General features: G+C 55.3%; 14 protein-coding genes. 9 read left to right on the top strand and 5 right to left on the bottom strand.

Features of this window, described 5'->3' with window-relative positions; all coding sequences use genetic code 11:
• Nucleotides 1–8 precede the first annotated feature (8 nt).
• On the top strand, nt 9–1,901 hold the full coding sequence (gene parE / locus OGX75_RS12825; protein WP_012135161.1) for a DNA topoisomerase IV subunit B: 1,893 nt from the start codon (nt 9–11) through the stop codon (nt 1,899–1,901).
• Nucleotides 1,902–1,976: 75 nt separating this feature from the next.
• Here the strand turns inward: parE and OGX75_RS12820 are convergent, their stop codons facing one another.
• Nucleotides 1,977–2,828: a helix-turn-helix transcriptional regulator gene (locus tag OGX75_RS12820; protein WP_012135160.1), complete on the bottom strand. Its 852-nt coding sequence runs from the start codon at nt 2,826–2,828 to the stop codon at nt 1,977–1,979.
• A gap of 165 nt (nt 2,829–2,993) precedes the next feature.
• On the opposite strand from OGX75_RS12820, the gene OGX75_RS12815 reads away from it, so the two are divergent.
• Genes OGX75_RS12815 through OGX75_RS12805 form a run of 3 tightly spaced genes read left to right on the top strand, consistent with a single transcriptional unit; the run spans nt 2,994 to nt 7,340 of the window.
• The gene (locus tag OGX75_RS12815) at nt 2,994–4,814 is read left to right on the top strand and encodes a DUF2264 domain-containing protein (protein WP_286451110.1); all 1,821 of its coding nucleotides are present in this window, start codon (nt 2,994–2,996) and stop codon (nt 4,812–4,814) included.
• A gap of 32 nt (nt 4,815–4,846) precedes the next feature.
• The gene (locus OGX75_RS12810) at nt 4,847–6,115 is read left to right on the top strand and encodes an oligosaccharide MFS transporter (RefSeq protein WP_012135158.1); all 1,269 of its coding nucleotides are present in this window, start codon (nt 4,847–4,849) and stop codon (nt 6,113–6,115) included.
• 34 nt (nt 6,116–6,149) lie between these two features.
• The gene (locus OGX75_RS12805) at nt 6,150–7,340 is read left to right on the top strand and encodes a glycoside hydrolase family 88 protein (protein WP_286451111.1); all 1,191 of its coding nucleotides are present in this window, start codon (nt 6,150–6,152) and stop codon (nt 7,338–7,340) included.
• Between the two features lie 115 nt (nt 7,341–7,455).
• Here the strand turns inward: OGX75_RS12805 and OGX75_RS12800 are convergent, their stop codons facing one another.
• From OGX75_RS12800 to qseB, 4 genes are all read right to left on the bottom strand, one after another.
• On the bottom strand, nt 7,456–7,770 hold the full coding sequence (locus tag OGX75_RS12800; RefSeq protein WP_012135156.1) for a putative quinol monooxygenase: 315 nt from the start codon (nt 7,768–7,770) through the stop codon (nt 7,456–7,458).
• 30 nt (nt 7,771–7,800) lie between these two features.
• The gene (locus OGX75_RS12795) at nt 7,801–8,382 is read right to left on the bottom strand and encodes an NAD(P)H-dependent oxidoreductase (protein WP_047461170.1); all 582 of its coding nucleotides are present in this window, start codon (nt 8,380–8,382) and stop codon (nt 7,801–7,803) included.
• Nucleotides 8,383–8,491: 109 nt separating this feature from the next.
• The gene (qseC, locus tag OGX75_RS12790) at nt 8,492–9,841 is read right to left on the bottom strand and encodes a quorum sensing histidine kinase QseC (RefSeq protein WP_012135154.1); all 1,350 of its coding nucleotides are present in this window, start codon (nt 9,839–9,841) and stop codon (nt 8,492–8,494) included.
• Nucleotides 9,838–10,497, bottom strand: coding sequence for a quorum sensing response regulator transcription factor QseB (gene qseB, locus OGX75_RS12785; RefSeq protein ID WP_012135153.1), 660 nt, complete (start codon nt 10,495–10,497; stop codon nt 9,838–9,840). The genes qseC and qseB overlap by 4 nt, the downstream gene beginning before the upstream one ends.
• A 153-nt stretch (nt 10,498–10,650) precedes the next feature.
• Between qseB and OGX75_RS12780 the strand changes: the two genes are divergently transcribed.
• From OGX75_RS12780 to OGX75_RS12760, 5 genes are all read left to right on the top strand, one after another.
• Nucleotides 10,651–11,043 (top strand): YgiW/YdeI family stress tolerance OB fold protein, encoded by a 393-nt coding sequence (locus OGX75_RS12780; RefSeq protein WP_012135152.1) that lies wholly within the window; start codon nt 10,651–10,653, stop codon nt 11,041–11,043.
• Nucleotides 11,044–11,174: 131 nt separating this feature from the next.
• A complete protein-coding gene (gene parC, locus OGX75_RS12775) occupies nt 11,175–13,433 on the top strand; it encodes a DNA topoisomerase IV subunit A (protein ID WP_047461173.1) in 2,259 nt (752 codons plus the stop codon).
• Nucleotides 13,434–13,673: 240 nt separating this feature from the next.
• On the top strand, nt 13,674–14,411 hold the full coding sequence (gene plsC / locus OGX75_RS12770; protein WP_047461176.1) for a 1-acylglycerol-3-phosphate O-acyltransferase: 738 nt from the start codon (nt 13,674–13,676) through the stop codon (nt 14,409–14,411).
• A 70-nt stretch (nt 14,412–14,481) separates the two neighbouring features.
• Nucleotides 14,482–15,894: a cell division protein FtsP gene (ftsP, locus tag OGX75_RS12765; RefSeq protein WP_012135149.1), complete on the top strand. Its 1,413-nt coding sequence runs from the start codon at nt 14,482–14,484 to the stop codon at nt 15,892–15,894.
• 104 nt (nt 15,895–15,998) lie between these two features.
• Nucleotides 15,999–18,170, top strand: a complete 2,172-nt coding sequence (locus OGX75_RS12760; RefSeq protein ID WP_286451112.1) for a YgiQ family radical SAM protein — start codon at nt 15,999–16,001, stop codon at nt 18,168–18,170.
• Nucleotides 18,171–18,203: the final 33 nt, after the last annotated feature.

Below are 18,203 nucleotides of genomic sequence, written 5' to 3'. Positions count from 1 at the left end.
TTTAAATCATGACGCAAACTTATAACGCTGATGCCATTGAGGTACTCACTGGGCTAGAGCCGGTACGCCGCCGCCCGGGGATGTACACCGATACAACCCGCCCGAACCATCTTGGGCAGGAAGTGATTGATAACAGTGTGGATGAAGCACTGGCGGGTCACGCAAAACGCGTGGATGTGATTTTACATGCCGATCAGTCACTGGAAGTGATTGATGACGGCCGTGGGATGCCGGTGGATATCCACCCGGAAGAGGGCGTTCCGGCGGTTGAACTGATCCTCTGCCGACTGCATGCGGGCGGTAAGTTCTCCAACAAGAACTACCAGTTCTCCGGCGGTCTGCACGGGGTGGGGATTTCCGTCGTCAACGCCTTGTCAAAACGCGTGGAAGTCACCGTGCGTCGTGATGCTCAGGTCTATAGCATCGCCTTTGAAAACGGCGAGAAAGTGCAGGATCTTCAGGTTGTCGGGACATGCGGTAAACGTAATACCGGCACCAGCGTTCACTTCTGGCCGGATGAAACCTTTTTCGACAGCCCGCGTTTTTCCGTCTCTCGCTTAACCCATATCCTGAAAGCGAAAGCGGTGCTGTGCCCTGGCGTTGAAATCACTTTTAAAGATGAGGTCAACAATAGCGAGCAGCGCTGGTGCTATCAGGATGGCCTGAACGACTATCTGGGCGAAGCGGTTAACGGCCTGCCGACCCTTCCTGAAAAACCGTTTATCGGTAATTTTGCCGGTGATACGGAAGCTGTAGACTGGGCGCTGCTGTGGCTGCCGGAAGGCGGCGAGCTGCTGACAGAAAGCTACGTTAACCTGATTCCGACGATGCAGGGCGGCACTCATGTGAACGGGCTGCGCCAGGGTCTGCTGGACGCGATGCGTGAATTCTGCGAATACCGCAATATTCTGCCGCGCGGCGTGAAGCTGTCTGCGGAAGATATCTGGGATCGCTGCGCTTACGTGCTCTCGGTGAAGATGCAGGACCCGCAGTTCGCCGGGCAGACCAAAGAGCGTCTCTCTTCGCGCCAGTGTGCGGCGTTTGTGTCGGGCGTGGTGAAAGACGCCTTCAGCCTGTGGCTGAATCAGAACGTTCAGTCTGCGGAGCTGCTGGCGGAGATGGCCATTTCCAGCGCCCAGCGTCGACTGCGCGCGGCGAAGAAAGTGGTGCGCAAAAAGCTGACCAGCGGCCCGGCGCTGCCGGGTAAACTGGCGGACTGTACCGCGCAGGATCTCAATCGTACCGAACTGTTCCTCGTGGAAGGGGACTCGGCGGGCGGTTCCGCCAAGCAGGCGCGCGATCGTGAATATCAGGCGATCATGCCGCTGAAAGGTAAGATCCTCAACACCTGGGAAGTCTCTTCCGATGAAGTGCTGGCATCGCAGGAAGTACACGATATTTCTGTGGCGATTGGCATCGATCCAGACAGCGACGATCTGAGCCAACTGCGTTACGGCAAGATCTGTATCCTGGCGGATGCGGACTCCGATGGTCTGCACATCGCCACGCTGCTCTGCGCCCTGTTTGTGAAGCACTTCCGCACGCTGGTGAAGCACGGGCACGTCTACGTTGCGCTGCCGCCGTTGTACCGTATCGATCTCGGCAAAGAGGTCTACTATGCGCTGACGGAAGAAGAGAAAGCGGGCGTGCTGGAACAGTTGAAGCGTAAGAAAGGCAAGCCGAACGTGCAGCGCTTTAAAGGTCTGGGTGAAATGAACCCGATGCAGCTACGCGAAACCACGCTCGATCCGAACACCCGTCGCCTGGTGCAGCTCACTATCAGCGACGAAGACGATCAGCGTACCAACGCCATGATGGATATGCTGCTGGCGAAGAAACGCTCCGAAGACCGTCGCAACTGGTTGCAGGAAAAAGGCGATATGGCGGATCTCGACGCGTAATCGACCATTGAATGCCTTATCCGGCCTACGCTCGCATTGTGCCCGTAGGCCGGATAAGCGAAGCGTCATCCGGCGTTACTGTCTATGCCGCTTGCGATACTGTAACGGCGTTTCGCCAATCCCTTTGCCAAAGGCGCTAATAAAGTACGTCACGTCTGAAAACCCCACCTGTCGGGCAATCTCCCGCACACTCTCCTCGCTGTGTAACAACGCTTCGCAGGCTTTGCGTAACCGAAGGGTATTGAGGTAATTGAGGATGCTTTCACCGGTTTCAAAATGAAAGCGCCGGGAAATGTAGCTTTTTGATTTTCCTGACTCTTCTGCCAGCTCGCTGAGGCTGAATTTACGGGTGTAATTCTCATCCAGCCAGAACATCACCTGGCTTGCTATTCCGGTGCCAATCTCCGTCATATTGACGTTATCTTCGGGCAACAGGCTAAATAAACTCAATAACAGGCAGGAAATCTGTTCGGCGTTAAGCGGTTTGAGCGCTGCCATTTTCTCGTAACGGCTGAAGAGAAAATCAACGTGCGGGTGAATATCCGCCACATCGAATACTCTGGCCTCGCCGCCACGTACGGTCAGACTTTGCAGACGCTGTTGATTAAGCGGAAAATCGCGCAGCACTTTCAGTACCGCATGCTGATCGAGGTGAATAATGGTTCGGCGGTAGTGGTCTTGCGCCTGCTCATCCACCATGATTTTATGCAGGGTAAAGGGCGGGAAAAAGAACAATCGACCTGGCCGCATGGTGTATTGCTGGTGATCGACGATCACCACGCCAAATCCTTCCTCCACATACAGCACCTCCAGACACTGATGCCAGTGGTGATAGCGAACCGAGTTAGCAAATAATCGACTAAATGACGCAATGGCGTCATTGAGCGCGATCAGCTCCAGATGTTCCTGAGATGAGGGTGCATTCATAGTGCAACAGATTTAAATTTTTGCCGCTGAATTCTGGTTTATAAACCTTGTTTTTAAATTTTTTCAATCACTGTTTTATTTTAATTCTATTGGTGTGATTGAGATAACATTTCCGCTTGTCGGCGATTCACTATCCTTTAGCCACTTAATTCAGAGGGGCAGAGTATGTGGTCGGCAACTGAAGAAAAATCAAATCCATTGTCATTCCGTGAAGACGTAATCAGCGCCGTCACAACGATGCTGAGCGCGCTGGATAAACAGTTTCCCGCAGGAGCGGCGCAGTTTTCACTGGGTGACACCTGCGCGCACTACAGTGTGGATATCGCCTGCATGGAAGGGCTCTCCAGAGCGTTATGGGGTCTGTTTCCTCTGATGGCTGGCGGCGCTGAGGTGCCGTTTGCTGATAAGTATATTCAGGCGATTAAACTCGGCACCGATCCACTCAGTCCGCACTACTGGGGCGATACCGACCCTTACGATCAGCGCCTGGTTGAGATGGCCGCCTACGGCCTCGGCCTGGCGTTGCTGCAAACGCGTTTAACCGACAAGTTCAGCGAAACGGAACTGGCGAATCTTCATCGCTGGCTAAACCAGATCACCGACGCGCAAATGCCGGACAGCAACTGGAACTACTTTGCGATTATCGTCCAGTTGGGTTTCAAACGTGCCGGGCTGCCGTTCGATCAGGCAGCGATCGACCGCCGTTTTACGATGATGGAAGCGTACTACCTGGGTGACGGCTGGTATGCCGATGGCCCCGGTCGCCCAAAAGATTACTACATCTCGATGGCTTTCCATTTTTACGGACTGCTGTACGCCACGCTGAACCCGGAAGATGCTGCCCGTGCCGCCACCCTGCGCGAACGCGCTCGCCTGTTTGCCGCTGATTTTATCTACATGTCGGCAGCAGATGGCGCATCCGTACCGTTTGGCCGCAGTCTGACCTATCGCTTTGCGATGGTCGCGTTCTGGAGCGCGGCGGCGTTTGCTGAGCTGGATGTCTTCTCGCCGGGCGTGATTAAAGGGGTGATCCTGCGGCATCTGCGCTGGTGGCAGCAGCAGCCGATTGTCGATCGTGACGGCATTCTGACGCTGGGGTTTGCTTATCCGAATCTGGCGATGTGTGAAGATTACAACTCGCCGGGCTCCCCTTACTGGGCGCTGAAGGTCTTTTTGATCCTCGCCTTGCCGGACGATCACGCCTTCTGGCAGGCCGAAGAACTCCCGTTGCCGCAATGCGCAGAAAAACACGTTATTCCCCATGCCGCACAAATTTTGCAGCACAGTGAGAATTCAGACCATGTCACGATGCTGACTTCGGGCCAGCTTGAACTGAATAACTACGTTAACACCGAAGCGAAATACACGAAGTTTGCCTACTCCAGCCGTTTTGGTTTCACCATTGAACGCGGACGCTATGGCCTTAAACATGCGGCGTGCGACTCCATGCTGCTGCTGGCGGATAGCGACAACTATTTCCGTGGCCGCCGTCGCTGCGACGAAGTGCGGGTCGATGAGAATTTTATTTTTTCCCGCTGGTCTCCGTGGCATGACGTCACTGTCGAGACCTGGCTGGCGCCCTTCGGCGAGTGGCATCTCCGCCTGCACCGCATCCACAGCGCGCGAACGTTGCAAACCGTGGAAGGCGGCTTTGCGGTGATGAAAACGGCGCATCAGCTCAGTGAGCGCGGATGCTACCTGGCGGCGGAAAACGGATGCAGCACGATCGTCGATCTGTCGCCCGCGCTGGCCCGCCAACCGGACAGCATTATTACGCCGCCGAACAGCAGCATTATGTTTGCACAATGCGCCGCGATTCCACTGCTTACCGCAGAAATTGCACAGGGCGAAAGCTGGCTGTGTTGCGCGGTTTCTGCTTCCGGGCAACAGAAAAAATATACGGCAATTCCGCAACTGCAAATAAACGATAACCAGGTGGTTATTCGCGAACCAGAAAGCGCACGCCAGTTATCGTTCTTTTTATAAAACTCTGGCCCCTACACGTTGGCGAGGATGGTATGAAAAATTGTTCAACAAATAACAGAACTGAATATTATAAAATCAGTAGCTTTATATTCCTCTATTTCTTTACCTGGTCTGCCAGTATTGGTTTACTGGCCATCTGGCTGGGGCAGAAAGCACAGCTAAGCGGCACGGTTATTGGTACGGTGTTTGCGGTAAACGGTATTTTTGCGGTCATTCTGAAGCCCATTTATGGCTACATTCTCGATAAAATCGGCATGAGCAAATACCTGCTCTATTTTGTTGTGATGATGTCGGCACTAATGGCGCCATTCTTTATTTATGTTTATCAGCCATTATTGCTTTCAAACACCATGCTGGGCATTGTTATCGGCGCGATTTACCTGAGCTTTGCCTGGTATGCTGGCGTGGCGGCTTGTGAATCCTACTCTGACCGCTTCAGCCGTCTTAACGGCATGGAGTTTGGCCAAATACGCATGTGGGGCTCGCTGGGGTGGGCGGTGGCGTCGTCGTTTTCCGGCCTGCTGTTTAACCTCTCTCCGGCGTATAACTTCATTATGGGCAGCGTGGCGTCGGTGGTGATGCTGGTGGTACTGCTGAGTCTGAAAGTGAATGTGAATGCGGCAAACGCAGCGGACGTGCTGACAAAAGAGAAAATCGTCCCGGCGGATGTCTACGCTCTGTTGCGCAGCCGTAAGTTCTGGGCGTTCTGTCTGTATGTCGCCGGCGTGGCGTGGATGATGTTTATCGCAGAGCAGCAGTTCTCCCGCTACTTTGTCACCTTCTTCTCTGACGTTCATGAAGGCAACGCGGTGTTTGGCTATCTGGGAACCGTGCAGTCGGGAATGGAATTTGTCATGTATATGGTGGTTCCATTATTTGTTAACGCGATCGGCGCTAAACGCGGTTTGTTGATTGTGGGGGCGCTGGTTGGCGCGCGTCTGATTATTTCCGGGCTGTGTGATTCACACCTGCTCATCTCCGTACTGAAGCCGCTGTATGGTCTGGAAATCTGTCTGCTGTTGGTTTCGGTCTTTAAATACATTGCTGAACACTTTGATAAACGCGTCAATGCGACCATGTATTTATTGGGCTATCAGGCGATGCTGTATGTCGGCAATGTGGTGATCTCTTCACCTGCCGGATTAATGTATGACCGAATTGGTTTTGAGAAAACGTATATCATCATGGGGATTATTGCGCTGACCTTTACGCTTATTTCGGCATTTACCTTATCGGCATGTCAGAGTAAATCCCGCCATCGTACTGCTATTGAGATCGCCGAAAATAATACGGCGCATTAAATTTCATTGGGTTTAATTTAGAAGGAACCGAAATATGTTAAATCATATCGTTGAGGAAACGTTGCGCGCATTTCCTGGCAGCCCGGTTGACGCCGGAACTTTTCAGGATGAAATGATCGGTGCGCGTGAACACGTCCTCGAACTGATTAGCCGTCATTTAACGGAATTCGGTGAAAAATTTCCTGCCGAAACCTGCGTTAAAGGTTATTACCCGTTAACTGACAACGTTGAGTGGACCACCAGCTTCTGGACCGGGCAGCTGTGGCTGGCGTGGGAGATAAGCGGCGAGGCGAAATATCGTGAACTGGCGGAAAAACATGTGCGTTCTTTTGGCCTGCGTATTGCCGGACGCCACGACACCAACACCCACGATCTGGGGTTCCTTTATACCCTGTCCTGCGTCGCAGCCTGGCGACTGACGGGCAACCGTGATGCGCGTGGTTTTTCGCTGATGGCGGCGGAAGCGCTACTGGAGCGTTTCCATGAAAAGGCGCAGATTATCCAGGCGTGGGGCGATCTTAACGATCCCGAACAGGCCGGGCGGATGATCATCGACTGCAACATGAACCTGCCGCTGCTGTATTGGGCGAGCGAGCAGACGGGCGATCCGCGTTTTGCCGAGGCGGCGAAAGCCCATGTGGCGCAGGCCGCGAAATACCTGATTCGTGAAGATGCGTCTACCTTCCATACTTACTACATGGATGTGAAAACCGGCGCGCCGCGTTACGGCAACACCCAGCAGGGTTATGCGGATGATTCATGCTGGTCGCGCGGTCAGGCGTGGGGGATTTATGGCTTCCTGCTGAGCTATATCTACACGGGAGACAAAGAGATGGTGGCGCTGTCGAAAAAGCTGGCGAACTATTTCCTTAATCGCCTGCCGGAAGACGCGGTCTGCCATTGGGATCTGGCGCTGGTGGGGACAGACGCGCTGCGTGACGCCTCGTCGGCGGCGATTGCCGTGTGCGGCCTGCTGGAGTTGATCAAACACCTGCCCGTGACCGATCCGGATCGTGAGCGTTATCAGCAGTGGGCGATGGGAATCATGTCATCGCTAACGAAGCGCTATCTGATGGCGAAAAATGAGAAGGGGAACGGGCTGTTGAAACATTCGGTGTACCACCTTTCGAGCAACAAAGGGGTCGATGAGTGTGCAAGCTGGGGGGATTATTTCTACGTGGAAGCGTTAACGCGGTTTACCCAGTGCTGGAAGCTGTACTGGTAACCATATTGCCCGGAATTGCCCGGTGGCACTGCGTTTACCGGGCCTACATTCGGGGAATGCGCTGTCGTGCTGTAGGCCGGATAAGCGAAGCGCCATCCGGCATTTAGCGCAAAACTTAAACGCCTGACTCCAGAATACGGATACTTGTTTCCAGCACGTCGCCTTTAACGGCTTCGGCGTAGGCTTTCATATGTGGGGTTTGCAAATGCGCTTCGAGATGCGCAACGCTTTCCCACTGTTCAACCATCACGATTGAGTCAGGTGCGGTCGTCTGAAAGGCCACGCCCGCAGCGTGATCGACCATCGGCGCGTAGCCGTGGCAACCCTCTTCTTTCAGCACGGTCGGAATGATTTTGGCAAACTGATCCAGTACCGCCTGACGGTGATGTTGACCTGGACGGGTACGGATTTCAGCAATGACAGTAAGCATGGTTAACTCCTTCTAATTCCAGGCTACTAGTTAACCAAAAATCTCGCTCAGATGCTTGCGATATTCTGCGATATAACGCGGGACATCCGGCATTTTGATGACGTCATTGGTGATAAAGGTCGGTAGCGCTTCCATTCCGAGGAACTGATTGGCCTTGTGAAACGGCAGGTATACGCCATCCACGCCAACGCCGTGGAAGAACTGATCGTTGTCGGTGAAAGCCTCCATCGGTGCGTTCCAGGTCAGAGAAAGCATGTATTTTTTCCCCTGAATCAGACCGCCGGAACCGTATTTTTTTGACGCGTCCGAACGGGTGCGGCCATCGCTGGCGTACAGTGTACCGTGGCCTTCGGTAAAGACGTCATCCATGTATTTTTTTACGGTCCACGGTGCGCCCATCCACCAGCCGGGCATCTGCCAGATAACCACGTCAGCCCAGACGAAGTGCTGTACTTCGGCTTTGACATCGTAATCACTTTCAGCGCGGACGATTTTGACATCATGCCCGAGGTCGCGCAGAAGGCCATCCGCCACTTCGGTCAGGGTGTCGTTTAACTGACCATTGGAGTGCGCAAATTTTTTCGCCCCGTTGATAATCAGAATGTTGCTCATTATTTGTCCTCTCAGGAATGCGTTTGAAACAGATTTTACGCAGATGAGCGGCCCGGCGAAATGAGCAAAATGTGCAAAGTCTTTTGCTCATCGCGCAATAATCTTGCGATCACCAGGTTACTACGGCTTCAAAGCCTCCTTCCGGCGCATTGCCAAACGAGACGCTCATCCCATGCAGCGAGGCGATGCGGCGGACAATCGACAAACCCAGACCACTGCCGGTGACGCTCTGACCTGGCGGGCGATAGAATCGTTCGCCGATACGCGCCAGCACCGCTGGCGAAACGCCGGGGCCATTATCCCGGACGGTAAAATACCGGGCATTCAGCGTCACGTTCACCACGCTGCCCTGTGGACTGTAACGAATGGCGTTATCCAGCAAATTGCGCACCAGCAGGCTGAGCAGCAGCGGTTGGCCCGTGCGCGTGACGTTGTGGGCGTTAACGTGCAGACGCACGTCAATATGCGCCTGCTGGGCCGGTTGCCAGATATCCATTACGGCGGATTGCAATAGCGCCTCCAGCGAGACTTCCGCGACATCTTGCAGGTTATCGAGCGAGTCGAGCCGTGAAAGGGTTAAGAGCTGGTCCACCAGGCGCGTGGCGCGCTCAATCCCCGTATGCAGTTGCATGAGCGCTTTTTGACGCGCCTGCGGGTCGTCGTCCGAGAGTTGCGCCACCTCGGTTTGTACTTTCAGTGCAGTGAGCGGGCTGCGTAACTCATGCGCTGCGTCCGACGTGAATTGCCGCTCGCGCACCATCATCGAATGCGTACGGGCAAATAACTGGTTGAGCGCGCTGACTAACGGACGAACCTCACTTGGCACACCCTTATCGTCAAGCGGCTCTTCCGATTCCGGGGAGCGCAAACGCAGCGCCTGGGCGAGCTTTTTCAGCGGCCTGAGTTCCCGGCTAAGCAGTACAATCAGGATGAGCAGCATCAGCGGAAGCGCGATCAGCCACGGCGTTAGCTGCGCGGTGACAATCGCCAGCGCCATATCCTCGCGGTACTCCAGCTCCTGAGCGACGACGATACGGTACTTGCCATCCGCAGAGGTCAGCCAGACAAAACGCCATTTATCATCATCGCCATTCAGGTATCCGTCATCAAAACCTTCCCGACGGTAGCTGTAGGGAATATCCCGGCCATTATCGCCATCGTTCAGCACCATTCTGCCGTCGGCGGTATACACCGCAAAGGCCAGCACATCGTCATCGACATGACCATGCTTCAATTTTTTCGGCGTCTGCGCCATCCGTTCAGGCGCCGAGATTTCGTTGACATCCAGAGTAATAAGGCGCTTCGCAAACAGCATGAGCTGGGTATCAAACAGCTCGTCGACGTTGTCGGTCGTCTGTTTCCAGGCCACGAAGCTGGAGGCCACCCAGGTGATGGCGGCCAGGATCAGAAAAATAAGCGTGAGCCTGACGCGCAGGCTGAGACGTTGTGTGAGTTTCATGGGTTGCCCAGGGTGTAGCCGATCCCGTGTACGGTGCGGATAAAATCACTGCCCAGCTTACGGCGTAAATGATGAACATGTACCTCAATGGTATTGCTGGAGACATCTTCGTCCCAGGTATACAGCTTCTCTTCGATGAGCTTACGCGGCAACACGCGCCCGACGTTGCGCATCAGCAGCTCCAGCAGGGCAAACTCTTTCGGCTTCAGGGGCAGCGGATCGCCTGCCAGCGTCGCGACCAGATTACCGGGATTGAGCGTAACCTGGCCGTGGCGCAGTTCGTTGCTCACCTGGCCGTTAGCGCGGCGTAACAGCGCCTCCAGGCGGGCGGCGACTTCAATCAGCGCGAAAGGTTTGCACAGATAGTCGTCCGCTCCCAGACGCAGCCCCTCCACGCGCTCCGCCAGCGCATCGCGCGCCGTCAGAATCAATACGGGTTCGCGTTTTCCCTGTTCACGCCATTCGCGCAGGATATCCCGCCCGTCCATCCCCGGTAGCGTAAGGTCGAGGATCACCGCATCATAAGGCGCGCTGTAGAGCGCTTCTTTACCCTGACGACCTTCGGTGAACCAGTCGACGCTGAATCCCATTTTGCTTAAACCCGCCTTGATGCCGTCGCCAATCAGCGCGTCATCTTCTACCAGTAAAATACGCATATGTTCATCCCTGCGGTGACTCTTTCTCTCGCCAGTAAACCCTGTCGCGGCGCGCGTTGTACAGAAAAAAAAGTATCTTTTTTTGCCTTAAGAAGTTGTTAAGGATTACCTTATTTAATTGAGACGAAACAGCGTAAAAAGGGAGAGAGAGTCATGAAAAAATTGGCTGCAATGGTTGCCGTAATGGCGTTGTGTTCCGCTCCGGTTCTGGCGGCTCAGCAAGGTGGATTTTCTGGCCCGACGGCGACGCAAAGTCAGGGCGGCGGGTTTGTTGGCCCGAACGGGAGTAATACGACCGTAGAAAGCGCGAAATCAATGCGTGATGACGCCTGGGTCACCCTGCGCGGTAACATCGTTGAGCGTATCTCCGACGATCTGTATCTGTTCAAGGATGCCACCGGGACGGTGAATGTCGATATCGACCACAAACGCTGGAACGGCGTTACCGTAACGCCGCAGGACCTGGTTGAAATCCAGGGCGAAGTGGATAAAGACTGGAATTCCGTTGAAATCGACGTGAAGCAAATCACCAAAGTCGCCAAATAAACCCCATCAGGGCCGCACTCGCGGCCCTTTTTCTTTGTGACTCAACGCGCCAGATAAGGTAGTATCTGCGGCAATATTGCCTGACGGATACTGGGTTATTGTTCAGGCTAACAGTTGAGGAACCACGATTAATGAGCGATATGGCAGAGCGCCTTGCGCTGCATGAATTCACGGAAAACGCCTATCTGAACTACTCCATGTACGTCATCATGGACAGGGCGTTGCCGTTTATTGGTGACGGACTGAAGCCGGTTCAGCGTCGCATCGTGTACGCGATGTCTGAACTGGGGCTGAACGCCAGCGCCAAATTTAAAAAATCCGCCCGTACCGTCGGCGACGTGCTGGGTAAATACCATCCGCACGGCGACAGCGCCTGTTATGAAGCGATGGTGCTGATGGCGCAGCCGTTCTCTTACCGTTACCCACTGGTTGACGGGCAGGGGAACTGGGGCGCGCCGGACGATCCGAAATCCTTCGCGGCGATGCGTTATACCGAATCCCGCCTGTCGAAATATGCGGAAGTCCTGCTGAGTGAACTCGGTCAGGGGACGGCGGACTGGGTGCCGAACTTTGATGGCACCCTGCAAGAGCCGAAGATGCTGCCTGCGCGTCTGCCCAATATTCTGCTCAACGGCACCACCGGCATCGCCGTTGGGATGGCGACAGACATTCCGCCGCATAACCTGCGCGAAGTGGCGAAAGCCGCGATCACCCTGATTGAGCAGCCGAAAACAACGCTTGAGCAGGTGCTGGATATCGTGCAGGGGCCGGACTACCCGACCGAAGCGGAAATCATCACCTCCCGTGCGGAAATCCGTAAGATTTACGAAAATGGTCGCGGCTCCGTGCGTATGCGCGCGGTATGGAAAAAAGAAGATGGCGCGGTGGTGATTACCGCGCTGCCGCACCAGGTATCCGGCGCTCGCGTACTGGAGCAGATCGCCGCCCAGATGCGGAACAAAAAGCTGCCGATGGTTGACGATCTGCGCGACGAGTCCGATCACGAAAATCCGACCCGTCTGGTGATCGTGCCGCGTTCCAACCGCGTGGATATGGAGCAGGTGATGAACCACCTGTTTGCGACCACGGACCTGGAAAAGAGCTACCGCATCAACCTGAACATGATCGGTCTGGACGGTCGCCCGGCGGTGAAAAACCTGCTGGAGATTCTGACCGAATGGCTGGCGTTCCGTCGCGATACCGTGCGTCGTCGCCTGAACTATCGTCTGGAGAAAGTCCTCAAGCGCCTGCATATTCTGGAAGGTTTGCTGGTGGCGTTTCTCAATATCGACGAAGTGATTGAGATAATCCGCCATGAGGATGAACCGAAACCGACGCTGATGTCGCGTTTTGGCATCACGGAAACTCAGGCCGAAGCCATCCTCGAACTGAAACTGCGCCATCTCGCCAAACTGGAAGAGATGAAGATTCGCGGCGAACAGGATGAGCTGGCGAAAGAACGCGATCAATTGCAGGGCATTCTGGCCTCCGAGCGCAAAATGAACACCCTGCTGAAGAAAGAGTTGCAGGCGGATTCAGACGCGTATGGCGACGATCGCCGCTCCCCACTGCGCGAGCGTGAAGAAGCTAAAGCGATGAGCGAGCATGACATGCTGCCGTCTGAACCGGTGACGATCGTGCTGTCGCAGATGGGCTGGGTGCGTAGCGCCAAAGGCCATGATATTGACGCGCAGGGTCTGAACTATAAATCGGGCGACAGCTGGAAAGCCTCGGTGAAAGGCAAGAGCAACCAGCCGGTGGTGTTTATCGACACGACCGGGCGCAGCTACGCCATCGACCCGATTACGCTGCCGTCGGCGCGTGGTCAGGGCGAGCCGTTGACCGGTAAACTGACGCTGCCGCCGGGCGCGACCGTAGAGCATATGCTGATGGAAGGGGATGAGCAGAAACTGCTGATGGCCTCGGATGCCGGCTATGGTTTCGTCTGTACCTTTAACGATCTGGTGGCCCGCAACCGCGCGGGTAAGGCGCTGATCACGTTGCCGGAAAACGCGCACGTTATGCCGCCGGTGGTGATTGAAGATGAAACCGATATGCTGCTGGCGATCACCGCCGCCGGGCGTATGTTGATGTTCCCGGTCAGCGATCTGCCGCAGTTGTCGAAGGGGAAAGGGAATAAGATCATCAACATTCCGTCTGCGGAAGCGGCCAGAGGCGACGATACGCTGGCCCAGCTCTACGTTCTGCCGCCGCAAAGCACGCTCACGATTCATGTCGGCAAGCGCAAAATCAAACTGCGCCCTGAAGAGCTGCAAAAAGTGACCGGCGAGCGCGGTCGTCGCGGTACGCTGATGCGCGGTTTGCAGCGCATCGATCGTATTGAGATTGACTCGCCACGACGCGCCCGCGACGGCGACAGCGAAGAATAAGGCGATTTTAAGCGCCATCAGGCCATCTCATTGTGCCGGATGGCGGCGTAAACGCCTTGTCCGGCCTGCGGTTTTAACGATGCTGTCAGGCCGGATTAACAATAAAATTTCCCGTAAAACCGTTGTTTATTCGCGCATTGCGATTAACAATACGCTTTTCCAGAGAGCCGCTCTTAACAAAGCCCTAACCTGATATCAGGTGACGTAGAATGCGACGCTCTTAGGCCTTCAGAGGTTGTTATGCTATATATCTTTCGTCTAATCATTACCGTTATTTACTGCATTCTTGTCTGCATTTTCGGTTCGATCTACTGCCTTTTCAGCCCGCGTAACCCGAAGCACGTCGCGACGTTTGGCCATATGTTTGGCCGTCTGGCGCCGCTTTATGGCCTGAAGGTGGAGTGCCGTAAGCCTGCTGATGCCGAAAGCTATGGCAACGCTATCTATATCGCTAACCATCAGAACAACTACGATATGGTGACGGCAGCAAACATTGTGCAACCGCCTACGGTGACGGTCGGCAAAAAGAGCCTGGTCTGGATCCCGTTTTTTGGCCAGTTGTACTGGTTAACCGGTAACTTGTTGATTGACCGAAATAATCGTGCCAAAGCGCACGGCACAATCGCGGAAGTGGTGAGCCATTTTAAAAAGCGCCGTATCTCTATCTGGATGTTCCCGGAAGGAACGCGCAGCCGTGGCCGTGGCCTGTTGCCGTTTAAAACCGGCGCCTTTCATGCCGCTATCGCCGCCGGTGTTCCGGTGATTCCAGTGTGTGTTTCCAATACATCGAATAAAATTAAGCTTAACCGACTGAATAACGGTCTGGTGATTGTAGAGATGCTGCCGCCGGTGGACATCAGCCAGTTTGGTAAGGATCAGGTTCGTGAACTGGCGGCGCATTGCCGCTCGTTGATGGAACAAAAAATTGCAGAACTCGATCAGGAAATTGCAGAGCGCGAAGCGACCGGCAAAGTCTGAATCAGTGTGATCGCGTTTTTGTGGGAAACGACTTCCTGCGCACTCTTTGTCTGTTTTAAATGGAGCTTATATGTCACTCAGTCGGCGTCAGTTCATTCAGGCTTCGGGGATCGCACTGTGTGCCGGTGCCGTTCCGCTGAAGGCTAATGCAGCCGGTCAGCAGCAGCCTCTGCCCGTTCCGCCGCTGCTGGAGTCCCGTCGCGGGCAGCCGTTGTTTATGACGTTGCAGCGCGCGCACTGGTCCTTTACGCAGGGTACGCGCGCGCCCGTCTGGGGGATTAACGGGCGTTACCTGGGGCCGACGATTCGCGTCTGGAAAGGGGATGACGTTAAGCTCATCTACAGCAACCGCCTGACTGAAAATGTCTCTATGACCGTCAGCGGATTGCAGGTGCCGGGGCCGCTGATGGGCGGCCCTGCGCGGATGATGTCGCCCAACGCTGACTGGGCGCCGGTATTGCCGATTCGTCAGAACGCCGCCGTGCTGTGGTATCACGCCAATACGCCAAACCGTACCGCGCAGCAGGTCTATAACGGCCTTGCCGGGATGTGGCTGATCGAGGATGAGGTCAGCAAATCGCTGCCGATCCCCAATCATTACGGCGTGGATGATTTCCCGATCATTATCCAGGATAAGCGGCTGGATAATTTCGGTACGCCGGAGTACAGCGAACCGGGCAGCGGCGGGTTTGTTGGCGATACGCTGCTGGTCAACGGCGCGCAAAGTCCTTACGTGGAAGTTTCCCGCGGCTGGGTACGCCTGCGCTTGCTGAATGCGTCAAACTCTCGCCGTTACCAGTTGCAAATGAGCGACGGTCGCGCGCTGCATGTTATTTCTGGCGATCAGGGCCTTTTACCCGCGCCGGTGTCCGTCAAACAACTGTCGCTGGCGCCCGGTGAACGCCGGGAAATTCTGGTCGATATGACCAATGGCGATGAGGTGTCGATCACCTGCGGGGAAGCGGCCAGTATTGTCGATCGCATCCGTGGCTTCTTTGAACCTTCCAGCATTCTGGTCTCTACGCTGGTGCTGACCTTACGGCCAACCGGGTTGCTGCCGCTGGTGACTGACAGCCTGCCGATGCGTTTATTGCCAACGGAGATTGTCAGCGGCGCGCCGATTCGCAGTCGGGATATCAGCCTCGGGGATGATCCCGGCATCAACGGGCAATTGTGGGACGTCAACCGCATTGATATCACCGCCCAGCAAGGTTCCTGGGAGCGCTGGACCGTTCGCGCCGATATGCCGCAGCCCTTCCATATTGAGGGTGTCTCTTTCCTGATCCGCAACGTCAATGGCGCCATGCCGTTCCCGGAAGATCGGGGCTGGAAAGATACGGTATGGGTGGACGGACAGGTGGAATTGCTGGTTTATTACGGACAGCCTTCCTGGGCGCACTTCCCGTTCTACTTCAACAGCCAGACGCTGGAAATGGCCGACCGGGGGTCTATCGGACAAATGCTGGTGAACCCGGCGCCGTAAATCTTCCCTCGCCCGCAAGGGCGAGAAGTGAATACCTTTCTCTTTCGTTCCGGCATATAATCCCCGGCCTTTGATTATTTTTTTACCATTTTTTTGGAAGCATTATGAGCGCAATATCCCTGATCCAGCCAGACAGAGATCTTTTCTCCTGGCCTCAATACTGGGCGGCCTGTTTTGGCCCCGCGCCTTTTTTGCCGATGTCACGCGACGAAATGGATCAACTTGGCTGGGATAGCTGCGACATTATTCTGGTTACCGGTGATGCGTATGTCGATCATCCGAGCTTTGGGATGGCGATTTGCGGTCGTATGCTGGAAGCGCAGGGTTTCCGTGTCGGCATCATTGCCCAGCCGGACTGGAACAGCAAAGATGAGTTTATGCGTCTGGGGAAACCGAATCTGTTTTTCGGCGTCACAGCGGGCAACATGGACTCGATGATCAACCGTTATACCGCCGATCGCCGACTGCGCCATGACGACGCCTATACGCCGGATAACGTGGCGGGCAAGCGCCCGGATCGTGCGACGCTGGTCTATACCCAGCGCTGTAAAGAGGCCTGGAAAGACGTGCCGGTGATCCTCGGCGGTATTGAAGCCAGCCTGCGTCGTACCGCGCACTATGATTACTGGTCTGATACCGTACGCCGCTCGGTGCTGGTGGATGCGAAAGCCGATATGCTGATGTTCGGCAACGGCGAGCGCCCGCTGGTTGAAGTTGCGCACCGCCTGGCAATGGGGGAGCCGATCGGCCAGATCCGCGATGTGCGTAACACCGCGATTATTGTTAAAGAAGCCCTGCCGGGCTGGAGTGGGGTTGATTCCACGCGTCTGGATACGCCGGGGAAAATTGATCCGATCCCCCATCCGTATGGCGAAGATCTGCCGTGCGCGGATAACAAACCGGTTGCGCCGAAAAAGCAGGAAGCCAAAGCCGTGACCGTTCAGCCGCCGCGTCCGAAGCCGTGGGAGAAAACCTACGTGCTGCTGCCGTCCTTTGAGAAGGTGAAGGGCGATAAGGTGCTGTATGCGCACGCGTCGCGTATTCTGCATCACGAAACCAACCCTGGCTGCGCGCGTGCGCTGATGCAAAAGCATGGCGATCGCTATATCTGGATCAACCCGCCCGCCATTCCGCTCTCTACCGAAGAGATGGACAGCGTTTTTGCGCTGCCGTATAAGCGCGTGCCGCATCCGGCATACGGTGACAGCCGCATTCCGGCTTACGAAATGATCCGCTTCTCGATTAACATCATGCGCGGGTGTTTCGGCGGCTGCTCGTTCTGCTCGATTACCGAACACGAAGGCCGCATTATTCAGAGCCGTTCAGAAGATTCGATCATCAATGAGATCGAAGCGATCCGCGATACCGTACCGGGCTTTACCGGCGTGATTTCCGATCTCGGCGGGCCGACGGCCAACATGTATATGCTGCGCTGTAAGTCGCCGCGCGCGGAACAAACCTGCCGCCGCCTGTCGTGCGTGTACCCGGATATCTGCTCGCATATGGATACCAACCATGAGCCGACGATCAACCTCTATCGCCGCGCCCGCGATCTGAAAGGCATCAAGAAGATCCTGATCGCCTCCGGCGTGCGTTACGACATTGCCGTTGAAGATCCGCGTTATATCAAAGAGCTGGCGAGCCATCATGTGGGCGGCTATCTGAAGATTGCGCCGGAGCATACCGAAGAAGGGCCGCTGTCGAAGATGATGAAGCCGGGCATGGGCAGCTATGATCGCTTCAAAGAACTGTTCGACCTTTACTCAAAACAGGCCGGGAAAGAGCAGTACCTGATCCCGTATTTTATCTCTGCGCACCCCGGTACGCGGGACGAAGATATGGTGAATCTGGCGCTGTGGTTGAAACGCCATCGCTTCCGTCTGGATCAGGTGCAGAACTTCTATCCGTCGCCGCTGGCGAACTCGACGACCATGTATTACACCGGGAAAAACCCGCTGGGTAAAATTGGCTATAAGAGTGAAGACGTGGTGGTGCCGAGAGGCGACAAACAGCGTCGTCTGCATAAAGCGCTGCTGCGTTACCACGATCCGGCGAACTGGCCGCTGATTCGCCAGGCGCTGGAAGAGATGGGGAAAAAGCATTTGATTGGCAGTCGTCGCGAGTGTCTGGTTCCGGCGCCTACGCTGGACGAGATGCGTGAAGCCCGTCGTCAGAACCGCAACACGCGCCCGGCGTTGACTAAGCATACGCCAGTGGCGCATCAGCGTCAGACGCCTGCAAGCAATAAAAAACGCAGCAAGGTAGCCGGACGTTAAACCCGTTAGCTGTTTGCCGGATAAGGTGCCTGC

Origin of the sequence: Citrobacter sp. CK199 (genome assembly GCF_030333285.1) — a bacterium.
Lineage (GTDB): Bacteria > Pseudomonadota > Gammaproteobacteria > Enterobacterales > Enterobacteriaceae > Citrobacter_B > Citrobacter_B koseri.
Note: the sequence above shows the minus strand (reverse complement) of the source record. Positions and strands in the feature narration are given on the sequence as shown.